This is a genomic window from Pseudomonadales bacterium (assembly GCA_013215025.1).
Lineage (GTDB): Bacteria > Pseudomonadota > Gammaproteobacteria > Pseudomonadales > DT-91 > DT-91.
In genome coordinates, this window is record JABSRR010000019.1 from 24,651 (window position 1) to 44,844 (window position 20,194).

Annotated in this window: 16 protein-coding genes and 1 tRNA gene; 13 read left to right on the forward strand and 4 right to left on the reverse strand. The window is 44.3% G+C overall.

The genetic code is table 11. From position 1 onward, the window contains the following. The 11 genes from HRU21_02705 to HRU21_02755 all read left to right on the forward strand — a co-directional run bounded on the left by HRU21_02705 (position 1) and on the right by HRU21_02755 (position 14,987). Complete coding sequence (locus HRU21_02705; GenBank protein ID NRA41201.1) at positions 1–1,146, forward strand: beta-N-acetylglucosaminidase domain-containing protein; 1,146 nt, start codon at positions 1–3, stop codon at positions 1,144–1,146. 280 nt (positions 1,147–1,426) lie between these two features. Further along, the gene (gene fadB, locus HRU21_02710; GenBank protein NRA41202.1) at positions 1,427–3,571 is read left to right on the forward strand and encodes a fatty acid oxidation complex subunit alpha FadB; all 2,145 of its coding nucleotides are present in this window, start codon (positions 1,427–1,429) and stop codon (positions 3,569–3,571) included. 18 nt (positions 3,572–3,589) lie between these two features. Further along, a complete protein-coding gene (gene fadA / locus HRU21_02715; GenBank protein ID NRA41203.1) occupies positions 3,590–4,765 on the forward strand; it encodes an acetyl-CoA C-acyltransferase FadA in 1,176 nt (391 codons plus the stop codon). Between the two features lie 110 nt (positions 4,766–4,875). After that, positions 4,876–4,960 (forward strand) — tRNA-Leu (locus HRU21_02720). 196 nt (positions 4,961–5,156) lie between these two features. Beyond that, entirely contained in the window at positions 5,157–6,485 is a 1,329-nt protein-coding gene (gene tig / locus HRU21_02725; GenBank protein NRA41204.1) for a trigger factor, read from the forward strand. A 277-nt stretch (positions 6,486–6,762) separates the two neighbouring features. Then, entirely contained in the window at positions 6,763–7,392 is a 630-nt protein-coding gene (gene clpP / locus HRU21_02730) for an ATP-dependent Clp endopeptidase proteolytic subunit ClpP (GenBank protein NRA41205.1), read from the forward strand. Positions 7,393–7,428: 36 nt separating this feature from the next. Beyond that, positions 7,429–8,706, forward strand: coding sequence for an ATP-dependent Clp protease ATP-binding subunit ClpX (clpX, locus tag HRU21_02735; GenBank protein ID NRA41206.1), 1,278 nt, complete (start codon positions 7,429–7,431; stop codon positions 8,704–8,706). Positions 8,707–8,856: 150 nt separating this feature from the next. Then, complete coding sequence (gene lon, locus HRU21_02740; protein ID NRA41207.1) at positions 8,857–11,265, forward strand: endopeptidase La; 2,409 nt, start codon at positions 8,857–8,859, stop codon at positions 11,263–11,265. Between the two features lie 186 nt (positions 11,266–11,451). Next, positions 11,452–11,724: a DNA-binding protein HU-beta gene (gene hupB / locus HRU21_02745; protein ID NRA41208.1), complete on the forward strand. Its 273-nt coding sequence runs from the start codon at positions 11,452–11,454 to the stop codon at positions 11,722–11,724. A gap of 86 nt (positions 11,725–11,810) precedes the next feature. Then, positions 11,811–13,697: a SurA N-terminal domain-containing protein gene (locus HRU21_02750; protein NRA41209.1), complete on the forward strand. Its 1,887-nt coding sequence runs from the start codon at positions 11,811–11,813 to the stop codon at positions 13,695–13,697. Positions 13,698–13,814: 117 nt separating this feature from the next. Continuing rightward, the gene (locus tag HRU21_02755; GenBank protein ID NRA41210.1) at positions 13,815–14,987 is read left to right on the forward strand and encodes a phosphoglycerate dehydrogenase; all 1,173 of its coding nucleotides are present in this window, start codon (positions 13,815–13,817) and stop codon (positions 14,985–14,987) included. A 1-nt stretch (position 14,988) separates the two neighbouring features. Here the strand turns inward: HRU21_02755 and HRU21_02760 are convergent, their stop codons facing one another. Next, positions 14,989–15,942 (reverse strand): hypothetical protein, encoded by a 954-nt coding sequence (locus tag HRU21_02760; protein NRA41211.1) that lies wholly within the window; start codon positions 15,940–15,942, stop codon positions 14,989–14,991. Positions 15,943–16,040: 98 nt separating this feature from the next. Between HRU21_02760 and HRU21_02765 the strand changes: the two genes are divergently transcribed. Together HRU21_02765 and HRU21_02770 are read left to right on the forward strand one after the other, a co-directional pair. Then, entirely contained in the window at positions 16,041–16,589 is a 549-nt protein-coding gene (locus HRU21_02765; GenBank protein NRA41212.1) for a DUF1285 domain-containing protein, read from the forward strand. Positions 16,590–16,656: 67 nt separating this feature from the next. Then, positions 16,657–17,325 carry a class I SAM-dependent methyltransferase gene (locus HRU21_02770; protein ID NRA41213.1) on the forward strand — a complete coding sequence of 223 codons (669 nt, stop codon included), beginning with the start codon at positions 16,657–16,659 and terminating at the stop codon, positions 17,323–17,325. Position 17,326: 1 nt separating this feature from the next. Here HRU21_02770 and HRU21_02775 read toward each other — a convergent pair whose 3' ends face one another. The 3 genes from HRU21_02775 to HRU21_02785 are packed head-to-tail and all read right to left on the reverse strand — an operon-like array spanning position 17,327 to position 20,191. After that, positions 17,327–17,848, reverse strand: coding sequence for a low molecular weight phosphotyrosine protein phosphatase (locus HRU21_02775; protein NRA41214.1), 522 nt, complete (start codon positions 17,846–17,848; stop codon positions 17,327–17,329). 22 nt (positions 17,849–17,870) lie between these two features. Then, positions 17,871–19,124, reverse strand: a complete 1,254-nt coding sequence (locus tag HRU21_02780; GenBank protein ID NRA41215.1) for a methyltransferase — start codon at positions 19,122–19,124, stop codon at positions 17,871–17,873. After that, positions 19,121–20,191: an AraC family transcriptional regulator gene (locus HRU21_02785; GenBank protein ID NRA41216.1), complete on the reverse strand. Its 1,071-nt coding sequence runs from the start codon at positions 20,189–20,191 to the stop codon at positions 19,121–19,123. Before HRU21_02785 ends, HRU21_02780 begins: the two co-directional genes overlap by 4 nt. Between the last annotated feature and the right edge of the window lie 3 nt (positions 20,192–20,194).

A 20,194-nucleotide genomic window follows, 5' to 3' on the forward strand; every position in this document is an offset into this window, starting at 1 on the left:
ATGCAAGCCTGCATCTTAGAGGGCTTTTATGGCAAAGCTTGGTCTTTCAAACAGCGCCAATGGCTGCTGCAGCTACTGGGCTCCGACCTCAATGATTTTTTAGCCGTTCATGGCGGCAAGCTTAATAACCCTTATAAACGCTACTGTTATGCACCAAAGTCTGAAGCAAGCTTGCGAGCACAGTGGCAATCAGACTGGAGTCAGCAGCAATTTCGTCAATTAGATCAGCTGATTCAAGATGCAAAGCGGCATAACATTGAGTTTTATATTGGCTTTTCACCGTTAGGTATTTATGAGCTTTGGCATCAGCAGCGGCAGGCTGCTGAGGCTGCATTGATGAAACGATGTGAGCAGTTTAAGCGCCTAAATATCGATGGAATAGGCTTGTTCTTTGATGATATGCCGGCCAGTCAAGCTGACTCTGCCGCGGTACAGGTCGCTATTTGTGATTTTATAGCCAGCCAGCTCAATTTGCCGATCGTTCTTTGCCCCAGCTACTACAGTTTTGACCCTATTTTGGAGGAGCTATTTGGCGCAAGACCTGAGCATTACTGGTTAACGCTTGGGCATAATTTGCCAGACGAGGTTGATGTATTTTGGACTGGCGATAAGGTAATCAGTCAACAATATCCGGCTTTATCGATCAAGCCCATTGCTGATCAGCTGCAGCGTAAAGTCACGGTCTGGGATAATAGCGGTGTGCATGACGGTAAGAAGACGGCAGATTTTTTGCCGTGGCAAGATAGATTTCAGCTGTCACAATTGCCAACGGATTTTGTTTCCGGTGTTTGGCTGAATCCCGCTAATGCGTTTTCGATTGCTATGCTGCAGCTTGTCGTAAGTGTGGGTGTTGCATGCGGTGGCCAAGTCATTAGCTCAAAACGCGCCGTCTTAGCACTTATTGATCAGCGCTTGGCCGCATGGTTGGATAGCTTTATCGATGTGTTTACAGAGCAAGGATTGAGTCAGCTTAGCGCGGCGGAAAAACAACACTGTTCTGATAGCTTGAGCAAATTGCTGCCAATTGTGAAGCAGCAACACAGTGATAATCCGCTACTTACCACGTGGCTGGATTTTTTCCAACAAGATATTCTTAGCTGGCTAGATGGCCACTTTGTCTTTGATCCTGCCTGCTTGACTGGCTGAGATTCTGCACATTTCTTTCTTCCACGTTTAGCGCTTTTGTCAGTCCTTGCTATGCTTTGGATGGTAATGCGTTGAGCGCCTCGTTTATCTGTATTAATGAAGCTCAAGGCTTGATAGTTTTTGCAAGTGCGTTGTAGTTTTTGCAATAAATCCCTTAAAAATTAATAGCTTATGGTAAATATCTTTACTTTTTTCTGGGAATTATTGCGCAGCTATGTAACACTGAATGCGTTACTTTGATCGGTAACGTGATTAAAAAAATTAAAAATAGAGGCGAGTGATGCTTTTAAACGGCAATAGTATCCAACTTGAAAAAGACCCTGAAGGTATTGTTCATTTAACCTTCGACGGGCAAGAGTCGGTCAATAAATTTGACTTACAAACCACTGAAGAACTGCGTCAGGCAGTTAGCATTTTACAACAAACCGAGGGTGTGGCTGGTTTATTGGTCAAAAGTGCTAAGCCTGCATTCATCGTAGGCGCTGATATCAAAGAATTTTCGGCTTTATTTTCTCACAGCGAAGAAGATATTCATGCGGCTGTCGTCGATTTCAATGGCGTTTTTGCTGACTTTGAAGCACTGCCGTTCGCAACCGTTGCCCTAATCGATGGTATTTGTCTTGGCGGCGGTTTTGAAATGGCACTCGCCTGTGACTTTCGTGTCGCCAGCCCGGCAGCACGAATTGGTCTTCCAGAAGTTAAGTTGGGCATCAATCCAGGCTTTGGCGGCACTATTCGCTTGCCAAGATTGATTGGCATTGATAATGCCGTTGAGTGGATTGCCACCGGTAAAGAAAATAAGGCGGCCGCCGCACTCACTGCAGGTGCAGTTGATGCTGTCGTCGCTAGCGAGCAGTTAGAGGCATCTGCGCTAAAACTGATTGCGCAAGCAAACACAGATAAACTGGATTTCAAGGCCCGTAAAGCAGAAAAGCGTGAGCCTGTAATGCTTAACGATATGGAACGTATCATGGCATTTACAACCGCTAAAGGCTTGGTTGCATCGCAAGCTGGCCCACATATGCCAGCGCCACTAACGGCTGTGAAATCGATTGAGCAAAGTTGTGCGCTTGCCATTGACGCTGCAATTCAGATAGAAGCTAAATTCTTTGCCCGACTGGCCAAAACAGAGGTGTCACGTAACTTAGTTGCCTTATTCCTCAACGAACAGGCTTTGTCTAAGCGCGCCAACGACCTCACTGAGGGGGTTGCAGGTTTAGATAAAGTGGCCGTGGTGGGCGCCGGGATTATGGGTGGTGGTATTGCTTATCAATCCGCCTATAAAGGTAAGTCAGTGGTGATGAAAGATATTGCCCAAGCAGGACTTGACCAAGGCATGGAAGAGGCGAGTAAGCTGCTAGCTAAGCGCGTATCTCGTGGCCGTATGTCAGCAGAAGCCATGGCTGAAACGCTGAGTGCGATTACTCCGAGTCTGCATTATGCTGACTTCGATAGTGTTGATATTGCGGTTGAAGCCGTGGTTGAGAATCTCAAGGTCAAACATGCGGTGTTACAGGAGGTTCAAGCCAATACTCGTCCAGGAACCGTCATCGCATCCAATACTTCAACCATATCGATTGACAAAATGGCTGCAGCACTGGATGCGCCTGAAAACTTCCTCGGTATGCACTTTTTTAACCCGGTACATAGAATGCCTTTGGTAGAAGTGATTCGCGGCAGTCAGACCTCAGATGCTGCTGTGGCAAAAACGGTCAAACTGGCCAAAGACATGGGTAAAACACCAATTGTAGTGAATGATTGCCCTGGTTTTTACGTCAACCGTGTACTCTTTCCTTATCTCGCAGGCTTCAATATTCTGATTACCGAGGGTGCTGATTTTGTTGCGGTTGACAAGGTGATGGAGAAGTTTGGTTGGCCAATGGGTCCTGCTTACTTGGTTGATGTTGTCGGTATTGATACAGCCTGCCATGCAGCGGCTGTGATGGCAGAGGGCTTTCCTACGCGGATGCTGTTCGATGGCAATTCTCCAGTGGACCTATTGCATGCGCAAAATCGTCTGGGTCAGAAAAACGACCTCGGTTTTTACAAATATGTGCTAGATCGAAAAGGTAAGCAACAAAAGCAGCTTGATGAAAGTGTCGGCCAAATCATTGCCCCTGCTGTAAAAGGCAGTGCCAATTTTGATGATGAAACTATTATTGAGCGTTTAATGCTGCCGATGTGTTTTGAGGTTGTACGTTGCTTAGATGAAAATATTGTGGCCGAAGCGGTAGATGCTGATATCGGCTTGTTAATGGGTTTAGGCTTCCCTCTTTTCCGCGGTGGACCGATCGCGTATATGGAGAATGTTGGTCTGCAAAATATTGTCGAGGCTGCTAAAAAGTATGCTCACTTAGGCGAGCTTTATCAACCGCCTGCGCTTTTGCTCGATAAAGTCGCCAATAATCAAAGCTTTTACGCGTAACGGTCTGGAGTGAAAAGAATGTCTTTACTTGATAATGATGTAGTAATTGTTGACGCTATCCGTACACCGATGGCGCGTTCTAAAAATGGCTCATTTCGTCATGTTCGTGCGGAAACTCTATCGGCACATTTAGTCGATGCCTTACTGGACAGAAACCCTGCCATGGGGCCTGGCGAGGTAGAGGATGTGTTGTGGGGTTGTGTCAATCAAACTGAGGAGCAGGGGCATAATATTGCGCGCAATATGTCAGTGATGACGCAATTACCCCATTCGGTAGGTGCGCAGACCATAAATCGCCTATGTGGCTCTTCGATGTCGGCCTTACATACGGCTGTAATGAGTGTGCAAACTGGTTTCGGTGATGTGTTCATTGCGGGTGGTGTTGAGCATATGGGGCATGTGCCGATGATGAAAGGCGCCAACTTTAATCCAGCGGCATCAAAATATGTCGCCAAAGCTTCAGCCATGATGGGTCTCACTGCTGAAGCGTTAGCGATGATTCACGGTATTTCTCGCGAAGCGCAAGACGAATTTGCCACACGTTCACACCTAAAAGCCTTCGAGGCTCAGCAAAATGGTTTTTTTGCTAAAGAAATTGCCGCCATTGAAGGCCATGATGACGATGGCAACGCCGTGTTAGTTGAGGAGGATACCACCATTCGTCCTGAAACTAGCCCAGCATCGCTAAGCAGCTTGAAACCAGCTTTTGATCCTAAGCATGGCAGTGTAACAGCGGGTAATTCTTCGCAAATCACTGATGGTGCATCAGCCTTGTTAGTCATGTCATATGCCAAGGCGAAATCTTTGGGCCTGACGCCGCGCGCGGTGGTTCGTTCAACGGCTGTAGCTGGCGTTGACCCATCTGTGATGGGTATTGGCCCTGTACCTGCAAGTGCTAAAGCATTAGCGCGTTTAAATATGTCAATTGCAGACATGGAGATGATTGAGCTTAACGAGGCCTTTGCCGCACAGGCGCTCACGGTAGTAAAAGAATGGGGTATCGAGTCTCAGCTTGACGATAAAGTGAACCTTGCAGGTGGCGCAATAGCTCTGGGTCACCCGCTTGGTTGTAGCGGTTCTCGGATTGTTGCAACCTTGATCAATCAACTGGAAACACATGATAAACAATGGGGTCTGGCCACCATGTGTATTGGCCTTGGACAGGGCGTTGCGACGGTGATTGAGCGGGTTTGAATAGAATTTGAGCGAATCATAAAAAATCTGTAAAAAAAGTGAAATAGGGCTTGCCAAGGTAAGCCCTGATTAGCATAATGCGCACCTCGATTGGGCAGGGCCCAGTCTTTGCGAGAGTGGCGGAATTGGTAGACGCGCTGGATTTAGGTTCCAGTGTCGCAAGGCGTGAGAGTTCGAGTCTCTCCTCTCGCACCATTAATTAAAACGAATGATGTTAATCATCTCGGTTTAGCATTTCTTACGTTTACTATCTGCACCGTTCTTCAAAGCATTTCTCCTAACAGCACTTTTTGCTGCCAATCGTTGCGTGTTTATATGACGTTTTTAAATGCAGACGCTTTACAAGTTCGTCTGTCGAAACCATGAATTACTGATAGAGAAGAGGTTTGTGATGCAAGTTTCGGTTGAAACCACATCAAATCTAGAACGCCGTCTGACCATAACCATTGAGGCAGATAAAATTAACCAAGCGGTTGATGCCAGAGTGAAGCAGGTTGCGCCTCAGGTTAACTTAAACGGCTTTCGTAAAGGCAAAGTACCATTTCGCGTAGTTAAGCAGCAATATGGCGCCGGTATCCGCCAAGAAGTGTTGGGTGAAATGATGTCGCAATCTTTTGGTGAAGCGGTGACGCAAGAGAACCTAAAGCCAGCCGGTCAGCCACAAGTAGAGCCAACTCAAAACGACCCTAAAAAAGACTTTATTTTTACTGCCAGTTTTGAAGTTTACCCCGAGTTTACTTTAGGTAGCTTAAGTGGTGTTGAAATAAAGCAACCCGTTACTGAAATCACTGCTCAAGATGTGGATGATATGATCCAAACCTTGCGTAAGCAGCAGGCAAGCTTTGAAGAAGTNGAAAAGGCTGCCGAAACTGGTGATCAGGTAAACATTGACTTTGAAGGCTTGAAAGATGGCGAGCCTTTTGAAGGCGGTACTGCGCAGGGTACCGATTTGGTACTGGGCTCTGGCCAAATGATACCTGGTTTTGAAGATGGCTTATTAGCCGCGCAAGCGGGCGATGAAAAGTCTTTAGATCTGACTTTCCCTGAAGACTATCATGCAGAGGAGCTAAAAGGGCAGGCGGTTGTATTCAAGGTTAAGGTCAATTCTGTAAAGGCGCAGCAACTTCCTGAAATTGATGAAGAATTTATGAAAAAGTTCGGCGTTGAAGAGGGTGGTGAAGAGGCGCTCAAGGTTGAAGTTGAGAAGAATATGTCGCGCGAGCTTAAGCAAGCGTTGAAAAATCGCGTCAAAACCCAAGTTATGGATGCGATGCTTGAAAAAAATAACGATGTTCAAGTGCCTTCGGCACTCATTGATCAAGAAATCTCTGCTATGCGTCAACAGATGATGCAACAGTTTGGTGGACAGGCTCAGCAAATGAATCTTGATGAAAACTTACTCCCTGCGGAGTTGTTTCAAGACCAAGCTCAACGTCGCGTTAGCCTAGGCCTGATTTTGTCAAAAGCCATCGAAGATAAAGATTTGTCGGCCGATGATGACAAAGTGCGTGAAACGATCGAGGAAATTGCTTCAGCCTATGAGGCTGCCGATGAAGTTATTGATTACTACTACAATAATGAGCAGCAATTGCAGCAGGTCAAAGCTTTGGTGCTTGAAGATATGGTTGTTGAAGCCTTGATGGCAGACGCTGATGTTTCTGATGAAGCCTTAAGCTATGAAGAGCTGATGAAACTTCAGCAACAACAACCGGGTATGTAACTCGATGACTGGTTGCCTTCCGAGGTGCTGCTAGCTTTCAATAAAATAAGTGAATGTGTGAATAAGCTTTGAGCCTATATCGGTTTAAAGTGTGGGTCAAAAAATACACAAACTCTCGCTTTATCGATTTAAAAGCTTTCAATCCGAATTAGAAAACGGCTACACTCAAGTGTGGCCGTTTTTTGTTTAAGGCTTTTGGATATCAATTATCTAATCTGCTAGGCTTTTTTTTGAGTATAAACGACATACATTTGCAGCATACACAGGAAATATTTTTATGAGTTCATTTGACCCCACTCGCTCAGATATCAACAACTTAGGCTTGGTGCCCATGGTGATTGAGCAAACCGGTCGTGGCGAGCGTTCTTTTGATATTTATTCTCGCTTACTTAAGGAGCGGGTAATTTTCTGTGTCGGTCAAGTTGAAGATCAAATGGCCAATTTGATTGTGGCTCAGCTGCTATTTTTAGAATCTGAAAACCCTGACAAAGATATCCATTTATACATTAATTCACCCGGCGGCTCTGTTACCGCGGGACTCTCGATTTATGACACTATGCAGTTCATAAAGCCTGATGTCAGCACTATCTGTCTAGGTCAAGCTGCGTCAATGGGCGCTGTATTATTAGCTGCTGGCGCGGCCGGTAAGCGTTATTGCTTACCCAATGCACGCACGATGATTCATCAGCCCTTAGGTGGTGCTCAAGGTCAATCCTCTGATATTCAAATTCAGGCGCAAGAAATCCTGTTAATCCGAGAAAAATTGAATCAAATCCTAGCAGATCACACCGGTCAATCGATGGATACCATTCACAATGATACCGATCGAGATAATTTTATGAGTGCTGAGGCATCTAAGGCTTATGGCCTCGTTGACGATGTGTTGAATAAGCGCCCACAGGCATAACACATACTTGGCATCTTCATTTAACAGAGAGAAATTATGAGCGACGATACGACAAAAGATGGTGAAAACGGAAAACTTCTCTACTGCTCTTTTTGCGGTAAAAGTCAAAATGAGGTGAAAAAACTCATCGCCGGACCATCAGTTTTCATTTGCGATGAGTGCGTTGACTTATGTAACGATATTATCCGTGAAGAGATTCAAGAGGCACAAACGGGTGAAAACATTGATCGTTTACCGACACCTCAAGAAATTAGTAAAACCCTTGACGACTATGTGATTGGCCAATATCGAGCCAAGAAAGTGCTAGCTGTTGCTGTTTATAACCATTACAAACGCCTGAACAATCAAGCTTCTAAGGAAGAGATTGAACTGGGTAAAAGTAATATCTTGCTGGTTGGACCTACCGGCTCAGGTAAAACGCTATTGGCACAAACCTTAGCTAGATTATTAGACGTGCCGTTTACGATTGCCGATGCAACGACGCTGACTGAGGCTGGCTATGTTGGCGAAGACGTTGAAAACATCATTCAAAAGTTACTGCAGAACTGTGATTATGATGTTGAAAAGGCACAGCGAGGCATTATCTACGTCGATGAAATTGACAAGATCTCACGCAAATCCGATAACCCATCGATTACCCGTGATGTTTCTGGTGAAGGCGTACAGCAGGCTTTGCTTAAGTTGATTGAGGGAACAGTGGCATCAATTCCGCCGCAAGGTGGACGTAAGCACCCACAACAAGAGTTTTTACAAGTCGACACCTCGAATATCCTCTTTATCTGTGGTGGCGCTTTTGCCGGCTTAGACAAGGTGATCCGTGATCGAAGTGAAAAAGGCGGCATCGGCTTTGGCGCTGAAATCAAGAGCAAAGAAGAAGATAAAGCCTTTGGTGATGTTCTCGTGGATCTTGAAACCGAAGATTTAGTGCGTTACGGCCTGATTCCAGAATTTGTCGGTCGTTTACCCGTTGTTGCGACGCTTGAAGAGCTTGACCAGGATGCTTTAATCAATATTCTGACAGAACCAAAAAATGCATTAACCAAGCAATATGCTCGTCTATTTGATATGGAAGGTGTTGAGCTTGATTTTCGAGAAGATGCACTTCGTGCAATTGCTGCCAAAGCCATGGATCGTAAGACCGGTGCTCGTGGTTTGCGTTCGATTCTTGAGAATGTGTTACTGGATACCATGTACGATATTCCATCAGCCGAAAACGTGGCGAAAGTTGTCATTGATGAGTCGATGGTCAACGGCGATTCAGAGCCTCTATTGGTCTATCAGCAAGACGATAAAAAAGCCGCTGCTGATGAATAGTTAACTAGACTGTTTGCAGTCTATCTATTTTACTAAAACGGCACGCAGTGCCGTTTTTTTATGGGCTTTTGGTCTATATTAAGTTAATAGCTTGAATTTTTCTTATTTGCCCCAATTACTGAAACACCACGCAATCGAAAAGAGAAGACTATGTCGATACAAGAAGCCGAAGTAAGCTTACCACTATTACCCTTGCGCGATGTTGTTGTATACCCGCATATGGTGTTGCCATTATTCGTCGGCCGAGAATCTTCCATTAAAGCGCTTGAGTCGGCTATGGCTGATACAAAAGAGGTTTTGTTAGTGGCGCAGAAAGATGCCTCTGACGATGATCCCAAACAGGCTGACTTATTCGAAGTTGGCACCGTTGCGACTATTTTGCAGCTGCTGAAATTACCTGATGGTACCGTTAAAGTGCTTGTGGAGGGCAGCGATAGAGCTAAGTTGCTTCGACTAGAAACAGAGCAAGACTTTGTCATGGCTACCGCCCAGTATCTCGAGCAAGATTCTGAGGCATCACAATCTGATGTATTGATGAAAACCGTGCTTAATCAGTTTGAACAATATGTCAATCTAGGCAAAAAAGTTGCTAACGATGTTCTTAATTCTGTCAGTGAAATTGAACAGGCCGATCGTCTAGCCGATACCATAGCTTCACACTTGGTCATTCCTATTGAGAAAAAGCAGGAGCTGCTAGAAATTACCTCGATTGCGCAACGCTTAGAACATCTGATTGCGCTTTTAGATGCAGAAATCGACTTGTTTCAAATTGAGAAACGTATTCGCGGTCGTGTTAAAAAACAAATGGAAAAGAGTCAGCGCGAATATTATTTAAACGAACAAATTAAAGCGATTCAAAAAGAGCTGGGTGATCTTGATGAAGCTGCGCCGAATGAAATTGAAGAGTTTAATCAGAAAATTGATGCAGCAGGTATGCCTGAGCCAGCGGCTCAAAAAGCGAAGTCAGAGTTGGCTAAATTAAAAATGATGTCGCCGATGTCAGCTGAGGCCTCGGTAATTCGCACCTATCTTGATTGGATGGTTCAAGTACCTTGGCAATCGCGCTCTAAAGTAAGATTAGATTTAAACCGTGCTGATAAAATTCTTAATCAAGATCATTTTGGTTTAGATGAGGTTAAAGAGCGTATTCTTGAGTTTTTAGCGGTGCAAAAGCGGGTTAAAACCATAAAAGGTCCGGTGCTTTGTTTAGTTGGCCCGCCTGGTGTTGGTAAAACCTCGTTAGGTGAATCTATCGCCAAAGCGACGAATCGTGAATTTGTTAGAATGGCCTTGGGTGGTGTGCGAGATGAAGCTGAAATCCGCGGCCATCGACGCACCTATATTGGCTCAATGCCAGGTAAGTTAATTCAAAAAATGTCGAAAGTTGGCGTTAAAAACCCTTTATTTCTATTAGATGAAATCGACAAAATGGGTATGGATCATCGTGGCGATCCTGCATCAGCTTTACTTGAGGTGTTAGACCCTGCGCAAAATCACACCTTTAATGATCACTATTTAGAGTCAGATTTTGATTTATCTGAGGTGATGTTTATTTGTACTGCGAACTCTATGAATATTCCTGCGCCATTATTAGACCGTATGGAAGTTATTCGCATTCCTGGTTATACCGAGGATGAAAAGCTTAATATCGCGCAACGTTATTTGATTCCTAAGCAGCAAAAAAATCACGGACTTAAAAAAGGCGAACTTGCGATAGATGAGCCGGCCATTCGTGATGTTGTTCGTTACTATACTAAAGAGGCGGGGGTTCGAAACTTAGAGCGTGAATTTGCGAAAATTGCCCGTAAAGTGGTCAAAACGTTGACCGTGGGTAATAAGAAAGATAAACAAATTGCGGTAGATAAAGATAATTTATCAGACTTTTTAGGCGTGCAAAAATTTGACTACGGTAAGGTTGAGGCTGAGAACCAGGTTGGCTTAGTGACGGGTTTAGCATGGACCCAAGTAGGTGGCGAGTTGCTGAATATTGAAGCAGTGACGGTACCTGGTAAGGGTATGCATGTGAAAACTGGCTCGCTGGGCGATGTTATGCAGGAGTCGATTCAAACTGCGATGACGGTAGTTCGCTCGCGTGCACAAAGCTTAGGTATACCAGCGAATTTTCTGCTACGAAATGATTTGCATATTCATATGCCTGAGGGAGCGACACCGAAGGACGGACCAAGCGCTGGCATTGGCATGTCAACTGCGATGGTATCGGTGCTGACGGGTATCCCGGTTCGTAAAGATGTCGCCATGACGGGTGAGATTACTTTACGTGGCCAAGTCTTACGCATTGGTGGTTTGAAAGAGAAGCTGCTGGCTGCGCACCGTGGTGGCATTAAAACCGTGATCATTCCGTTTGAAAATGAGCGTGATCTGGCGGAAATTCCTGAGAATATTTTGAGCAGCTTGGCGATTAAACCGGTTCGCTGGTTAGATGAAGTTTTAGATATTGCCCTTGAGCATTTACCTGAGCCGCTAAGTGATGAGGATTATTTAGAGGGCATGGAGCTCAGTTCGTCGTCCAGTAGCATGTCCGCAGGGCATACGCATTAAGCCCAATTTAGCCCCCTCTGAGCCCAGACTGATAGCCTAATTGCTATCAGTTGCTCATTTTTAGTCCTAATTTGAAAAAAACCATAAATCTCTGTTTTTTCTGGTTGACCCAACTAAGAAGCCTTTGGTATAAAGTTTTACTCTTTCGAGACGAAAAACAATAACGTAACCATTGAGGGGAAAAGCGTGAATAAATCGGAATTGATTGATGCAATTGCAAGCTCAGCAGACTTATCAAAGGCTTCGGCTGGTCGTGCACTGGATGCCGTCGTTGAGTCAGTAACAGATGCATTAAAAAGTGGCGACAGTGTTTCTTTAGTCGGCTTTGGTGTGTTCTCTGTTAAAGAGCGTGCTGCTCGCACTGGTCGTAACCCACAGACTGGCGAAGAGATTCAAATTAAAGCGGCTAAAGTGCCAAGCTTTAAAGCAGGTAAAGCACTTAAAGACGCAGTCAACTAAACACAATTCATTACTGCTAAAAAACGCACCAGCAGTTTTACTGATGGTGCGTTTTTTTTGTTGTGGCAAAGCGTAGTAGGTAAATTATGCTGCAAGATATTAGAAATAACTTTCAGGGTACATTCGCGAAAATTGTTATCGCGATTATTTGTATTCCGTTTGTTTTATTTGGCGTCGAATCCTTATTTGGTGGTGGAGCCGGCAATAAAGTGGCTGAAATTGATGGCGAAGTCATCACCAGCCAAGATTTAAATCAAGCAATTTTCTTACGCAAAAAACAGCTGATTGCTCAAATGGGTGATCAATTAGACCCGAGTATGCTCGATGATAATCGTCTGGCGAATGCGGCTTTAGAATCATTGATTGATAGAAAGGTCAATGTGCTATCAGCTCTTGAACAAGGGTTTGCAATATCTGATCAACAAATTAATTATGTGATTAGCCAAAGTGCAGACTTTCAAGAAGATGGCCAATTTTCACAGCAGCGATTCAACCAAATGCTCGCTGCTTCAGGCTTATCGTCGATTGCCTTTAAACAATTATATTATTCTGAATTATTGTTAAATCAACTAGCCAGTGGTGTTGTTAATAGTGCCTTCTTAACTGCCGCCGATGTGGCCAATAATGCCGTATTTATGCATGAGAAGCGTGATATTCGCTTTATGCGCTTAGCATTAGCAGAACGTATCGACAATATACAGCTCAGTGATGAAGATATTAATAACTACTATCAGGCTAATTCGCTGGATTTTCAATCCGAAGAGCAAGTGAAACTTGAGTACATCCGGTTACAGCAAGCTGATTTTTATCTGACTGCGAGTGAAGATGAGATTCAACAAGCGTATCAAGACGAAGTTGATAACTTAGCCTTGCAGCCCAGCAAAGAGGTGGCGCATATTCTGATTGACCCAGCTCTATATGATAATGCTCAATTAAAAGATGCAAAGATTGCTGAGGTTCAAGCGGCGATTGACGCAGGTGAGGCATTTGCTGATATTGCTGAGCGTCTTTCTGATGATTTTGGTAGTAAGGCAATGGGTGGTCAATTAGGCACACTGGCTGCAGATATTTTCCCAGCCGAGTTTGTCATGGCGGCTGAGCAGCTCGAGCTAAATCAGGTTTCAGCGCCTGTCATCACAGATAGTGGCGTACATTTCATTCAGATTACCGCAGTCAATGAGCCCGATATACCAAGTTTAGAGGAACGCCGGGCAGCCATTGCTGAGAACCTAGCAGCGGCAAATGCTGAGCCTGCTTTCTGGGCGGCAGTAGAAGAGTTAAAAGATATCAGCTTTAATGCACCGGATCTAGCTGAGCCTGCTGCGGCACTGAATGTCGCGGTACAACAATCTGGCTGGTTTTCGCGCACTACTGAAGATGCATTGCTAGCGAATCCGCTGTTGCAAAATCAGGCCTTTTCCGCCGAATTAATTAATGATGGTGTGAACTCAGATATTATTGAGCTTTCACCGGACGAGGTGATGGTTATTCGCGTGGTAGAGCACAAGCCAGCTGCCGTTGAGCCACTGACTAATGTCTATGAGAAAGTGAAAAACAGGCTAGCTCGCGAGCAAGCAGCGTCATCGCTATCTGAGCAAGCCCAGGCATTGGTCGAGCAAGCCAAGGCGGGTGATTCTGTTGAGCAAATAGCAAAAGCTCAAGGCTTAGATTGGGAGTTGGCTCTTGCGGCGAAGCGTACAGAGCAGACGGTTCCTGCTCAGCTGTTACAACAAGCGTTCTCGATTGGTCAAATCCCTGAGGGTCAACGCTTTATTGACAGTCTTGAGCTTAGCAATGGTGATCAGATTATATTCAGTGTGGCTAATACCGTAGCCGGCGCGATTGCTGATATTCCAGAGCTGGAGCAATCGATGATTGCAAATTATCTTGCGCAAAGTAAAGGTATGCTAGAGTTTCAAGCTATGCGTAAACAGGCTAAAGATGATGCGTCGATCGATATTTACCTGAAATAATCCTCGCAGTTAAAAAACACCGATAAAACCCGAGAAAGCCAATATTGGCGATGATTCTCGGGTTTTTTTCGTATAGAATACGCGCTTATTTTTTCTCATCAGCTAGGAGTTCTGCTCGTGTACAAGGTACAAACGTATAATGCCATTTCTGTTAAAGGCTTAGAGAAGCTGCCGCGTGATAGCTATGAAGTTGCCAGCGACATTAATAGTCCCGATGCCATTTTACTGCGCAGCCATGTGCTCTCGTCAGATGAGATAGGTGCTAGCGTAAAAGCGATTGGCCGTGCAGGTGCAGGTACCAATAATATTCCGGTGGCCGACTGTACCGAGAAGGGCGTAGTGGTCTTTAATTCACCGGGTGCGAATGCTAATGCGGTTAAAGAATTGGTGTTAACCGGCATGTTACTGAGCTCTCGTGGTATTGTNAACGGCATTGGTTTTGTCAATAGTTTGCAAGATATGGATGACGATGCTGCTATGGCCAAGCTTTTAGAGGCTGAAAAGAAGCGCTTTAAGGGTGGCGAAATAAAAGGCAAAACGCTAGGCGTGATTGGGCTTGGTGCGATAGGTTCTTTGGTAGCCGACATGGGCCTTCAAATGGGTATGAACGTAATTGGTTACGATCCTGCCTTGTCGGTTGAAGCTGCATGGCGTTTATCGTCAGACATTACCCGTGCTGAAAACCTTGCCTCCCTAATGGCTAAGGCAGACTTTATTACGCTGCACTTACCTGTACTTGAAGCAACGCGTCACCTGATTAATAAAGATTCTTTGGCCAATGTTAAGCCAGGTGCGCGACTATTGAACTTTGCTCGAGAGCAAATTGTGGATACTGATGCCGTGGTTGAAGCTTTAGATGCAGGTAAATTGGATCGCTTTATTACCGACTTCCCAACGCCTGCATTAATTAATCGCGATGATGTTATTCCAATGCCGCATATTGGCGCCTCTACTGCTGAAGCGGAAGACAACTGTGCCATCATGGCGGCATCACAGCTGAAAGATTTTCTCGAACACGGCAATATTGTCAACTCGGTTAACTTCCCGGCCACGCAGCTTGAGCGTAATGCCGACGTTAGATTAACCGTCAGCAATAGCAATGTGCCCAAAATCTTAGGCAATATCTTATCGATTTTGGCTGATGCTAATATCAATGTAGTCGATATGATCAATAAGAGCCGCAATGATGTTGCTTATAATATTATTGACCTATCAGAACAGCCATCAGCGGATGTGCTGACTCAAATTGAAGCGATTGACGGCGTCATTAACTGTCGTTTAATTGCCTAAATTAGCCGCTTTCTGCTGAATTCGGATTGAAAGGGAGCCAAGTGCTCCTTTTTTTACGTCTGTCTTCAGCAATAGGCTGCTGACGCTGTCGTCGCTCGCCGCGCTCGAGAATGCGTTGCGCAATAAATTTTTGGTTAATCTCATCTTCATCCTTTTGCATATCCGCTTGCACATGCGCAATTTCACTGGCTACTTGGCTATGCCAGGGTAAGTCTTTGTAATCGTACTCAGCCTGATGCAGGAGCGGATATTTAATAATTTGAAAATAGGGTGAATAATCAAAATCGCTTGGTACGCAGAGCTTAGGGTTGCGTCGAATAAATCGAAGCTGATGATTCTCGTCACTCTCTATGAGCGGAAGAATAGGGTATTGCACGAAATTGAATGCTTCGCAGAGCATGGTTGAGCAGACCGTTTTTGTGGCATCACCAATATTGTGTTTAAACAAGCTTGAACGATAACGTCTGGGCAAAATATGCCAGGGAAACAGAAAGCGCGCCAAATCAAGAATTTGCCGGATGTTGTAGGCATAACCTAAACAGCTGGCCACATAGCGTAACATCGATTGTTTATCTGCCGCTGATAGTTGCACTGGTCGACAGATACGAATATGTTCACCAGCGTAGGCATGAATAGGTCTTACTACCGTACCTAGTCCCAGTTCACTCTCTGCAATCAAAGGGTCAGACTCTGCACCGGTGTAATGACGTTTTATCATCGTTTTTAAGCGTGGATTCTGTATTTCATCGATTCGGCCGATATATAATGCAGCATGTGACCAACTACTTTGCGTAATGATTTTAATCACTTCAGCGACTCTCGAGCGCCCCTCAATCAATAANACATCACAGACCTGTATCGATTGGCAGATGCGTTGAAAATCACATAGAGGGATCGCAGGCTTAGGTTTTTTGGCATTTAGCCAGTGCATAACTGAATCAGATAAATGATCGATTAGTGATGTTGTAGGCGCATTTTTGGCCGATTTAATCATGATTTGCATAGCCTTGCGTATATGTATTATTTTAGCCTATTTATAAAGTTAAGGTATTTATGCACCAGTTAGAACAGATTCTTCATTCGATTGAATTCGGTGATGCTAAAAGCTTACCGCCGGTTGAACAGTGGCAACCTGATCGTTCCGGTCAAATTGATATTCATATCGATGCTCAAGGCCAGTGGTGGCATGAAGGTGAGCGCTTTGAGCGGCAAGCGCTGGTTGATTTGTTTGCTACGATTCTTCGCTTTGATGCTGGTCAGTATTATTTGGTCACGCCAGTTGAGAAATTACGCATAAGCGTCGAGGATGTTCCGTTTCTTGCAGATAGCTTGATTAGCATTGACAACAAATACCAACTCTTGACGCAATGCGGAGATATTATTCCGTTAGATGAAAACTGTCAGTGGCAGCTGCGCCCGTATCAACAGCAAGAAGTACCTTATATTTGCGTGCGACATAATTTGTGGGCAAGACTTGATCGGCATGTCTTCTACCAAATGATAGATTTAGCGCTCGAGCAAGCGAACGGTACGGCATCTATTGATAAACAATTATATTTTCATGCTGCGAAACAGAGTTTTAGTCTTGGTTCTGTTGTCTAGCATTTTGAATGCGTACTTATCTGTTGCACCTACGATAACTTGTCCCGAATCGACCTGACTATATTTTATGTTGCAATGCCCACTTTGTTTATCTGACAAATCAGCTTTGTTTTATAGTGATCAACGTCGTGAATATTTTCAATGTGATCATTGCGCCTTAGTGTTTGTGCCTTATCATTTCCACTTGAACGAACAGGAAGAAAAGGCTGAATACGATTTACATCAAAATACACTGTTTGATGAAGGCTATCGTCGTTTTTTATCGCGATTATTTACTCCCTTAAAGGCTGAAATTCACGCACTGTCGCATACAAATTCAGCCAATTTAACAAATTTTCACGCATTAGATTTTGGTTGTGGNCCTGGNCCTGCCTTAGCGCAAATGTTTGAGGAANTAGGCCTCTCCTGTCAGTTATATGATAAGTTTTATGCGGATNATCCCGCCGTGCTAGAATCAAAAAATTTTTATGACGTGATNACCATGACNGANGTGATTGAGCATCTTGCACAACCTAGACAAGTGTTAGAGCAGTTGCTGATGTTGCTTAAGCCTGGCGGTATTTTAGGTGTTATGACCAAGCTTGTGCGTGATGTAGAAGCTTTCAGTCATTGGCACTATAAAAATGACCCAACTCATATAAGCTTTTACAGTTATGCAACGCTCGAATATCTTGCAGCANACTATCAGCTTCAGCTAAGCCAAGTTGCAGATGATGCGTTCATTTTTTATAAATAAATTAACCGTTGGCTGGTGCAGTGAGCTCGGTGTGCTGCTCTAGAATATGCGCGAGTAAGCCCTTAGTTGCTTCTTCGATAGTGGTGATGATCGGAAAAAATGCCTCGATACCTTCGTGATAGGGATCTGGGATTTGATTATTACCGAGGCTATTCGGGTGATATTTCATCAGTAAGCTTACTTCACCTTGGTAATTCTTGGGCGTCCAAGCATCGACACTCATTTTATTTTTTCTATCCATAACTAAAATGTAGTCGAATATATCAAAATCTTGATCATCAATTTGTCGCGCAATCTGCTGACTAATATCGTAACCACAGCGTTTGGTTGCTTCTAAGGTTCTCGGGTCAGGACTTTTGCCGACATTGAAAGGCGCAGTACCGCATGAGTCAACGGTAAAAAAATCGCTTAAGCCGGCATCATCTATCCACTGTTGAAAAATACCTTGTGCACTTGGTGAACGACAGATATTGCCTAGGCAAACAAATAAAACACCGATTTTTGGATGCGCTGAATCATTCATAGTTTTTTCTCAGTATCGGTATTCAGAATTTTTGCTGCGCGGCGTAAATAATAAATTTTGAGTTTTCAGCAACACGGTTAACATACTTAAAATAACGCTGCAGTTTTTGTTCATATGCTAAGTGACGGTTACCAATGAGATATAGTATACCACCGTTGCTAAGTATTTTGGCGCTTTGCTGCATCATCGTTATGGCAATATGGTCAGAGACATTATGACCTTGATGAAACGGTGGGTTACATAAAATCGTCGCAAGGTTTGGCTGCTCAAGCACGGCTTGGTCAAAAAAACAGTTGCTATGATAAAAATTGACCGGCTGATCGGTATCAGCAAAATAGTGTTGCCAATTATATTTAGCGGAAGCAATCGCAAGATGAGAATCATCATAAAAATGTAGCTGACTTTTGGGTGACAGTTTCTTCGCCACTATACCCAACACACCATTGCCACAGGCTAGGTCGATTACTGTTTCATGCATTTGCATGCGCGGCATATGCTGTAAAAAAAAGCGGCTGCCAATGTCTAATTGCTTAGCACTAAACACATTAGCAAAGCTGCGTATTTGAAACGCAGCTGAAAAAGCAGTCTCTACAGTTATGGAAGAAGCCGTTTGCAATAACACATCATTCACATCATCAGCAGTGGTATTTGGCGTCATTTCATGACTCTCTTGGCTAAGACATACCGCCTTGGCTTTTTTAATACCCGGTAGTACGGCAAACTGCCCATCAAACTGCTGTAGCAGCGAATAAAAGCCTCGTGATAAGTACTTCTGCATCGCCGTAGCAATGACTATTCGCCTGTTTAACTGAGGCGAAGGAGATAAAGCCAAACAGCCTAGAATATAGTCCAAAAAATCTAGCTGCTTAGGTATTTTCACCACAACAATCTCAGCCTCGCAGTGCGCTAGCTGATCAATGCTGAATATTTTTACCGTGCTTACATTATTTAGACGATAATTATAATGCTGGCTGGCCTTGTCGCTATAGCTGCTTAGCTTTAGCTGGGGGTATAAATGAGAAATAGCGCAAGCTAGGGCTGCATAATCATCGTTGACAACGGCAACAGTCGTGGCTTTTGCAAAATGATCAAGCTCAGCAATAGAGCCTAAGCCATGTATCCCATCTATTTCATCTGCAGCGCTGTTGAATAAACCTTGCAAGATATGCAGGGCATAATGATCGGCCTGATTCCACGTTGATTGAGCCCCTCGGCTGTTCGCAAACGGCAGTTTTGGTGCAGGATGATCAGTAAAGAATGTTGGCCAGCTGCTCATATTTGCGAGGACTTAAACTGATTTCTGTATTCCCCCGGTGTTTTTCCAGACCATTTTTTAAACGCACGATGAAAGGCACTAGGTTCATCAAAGCCCATCAGAGCAGCAACCGCATTGATTTTTAGTCCAGGTCGCTTGAGATAGGTTTGTGCAGCCTCTAAGCGTATATGATCTTTAAACTGTTGATAATTAGTGCCTTCGTTATTCATGCGGCGCCTTAGCGTGCGTACGGACATATTTAACTGTTTAGCTACAACTTCAATGGTGGGAAAATCCTTTGAAAAATCATTGCCAATAATCGCATGAATACGGGTTTGAATACTGGATTCATCAAAATGCGATACGGATAGTTGATACGGTGCTTTTTTTAAAAATTCATTCAGGCTGTCCTCATTATGAATAATTGGACTGTCTAAAAACGATTGTTTAAAACGAAAGCCGTTAGATGGCATGGAGTAACGAATAGGGCAGTTGAATACGCCTTCTAACATATCAGCTTTTTCAATACTGGCAGCAGTTAGGTGCACTTCGATTAAGGGTAAGGGTTTGCCAATTAACCACGCGCAAAATTTTCGCCACATATGCATGGATGCCGCTAAGGCAACAATAGATTGCTGCTGTTGCTCGGCCTCGGGCAGATGGTTGATCACCGAACCATCTTCTAGAAAGCTCAATGGCGTATGCGGCAACGGTGGTAGGCCAGCAACATTGCGGCAAAAACGGGTGAACTCCTCAACACGATCGATGGCAGCAGCTAGGTTTTTGCAGTGAATGATACATAAACACATCATGCGGAAAGTACCTGATGGCACTTTACCTTTTAGATGTAAACCAAAGCACTCATCCTGTAGCAGCCAAATAATGCCTTGATAGAGGCGGCTGTACTGTTCCGCAGATACATGACTGGGAATGCTGAAAGCTTCTGCATTCTCGGCGCTCAGTTGAGTTTTACTGATCGGGTTATACGTGAAGTGATGCTCCAGCAAAAATTCGTCAATGTCGAAGCCCTGCGCTTCAACGACGCGAAGTAGTAACTGTACGTATTTTATGGGCACCAGCTGCGACATAGT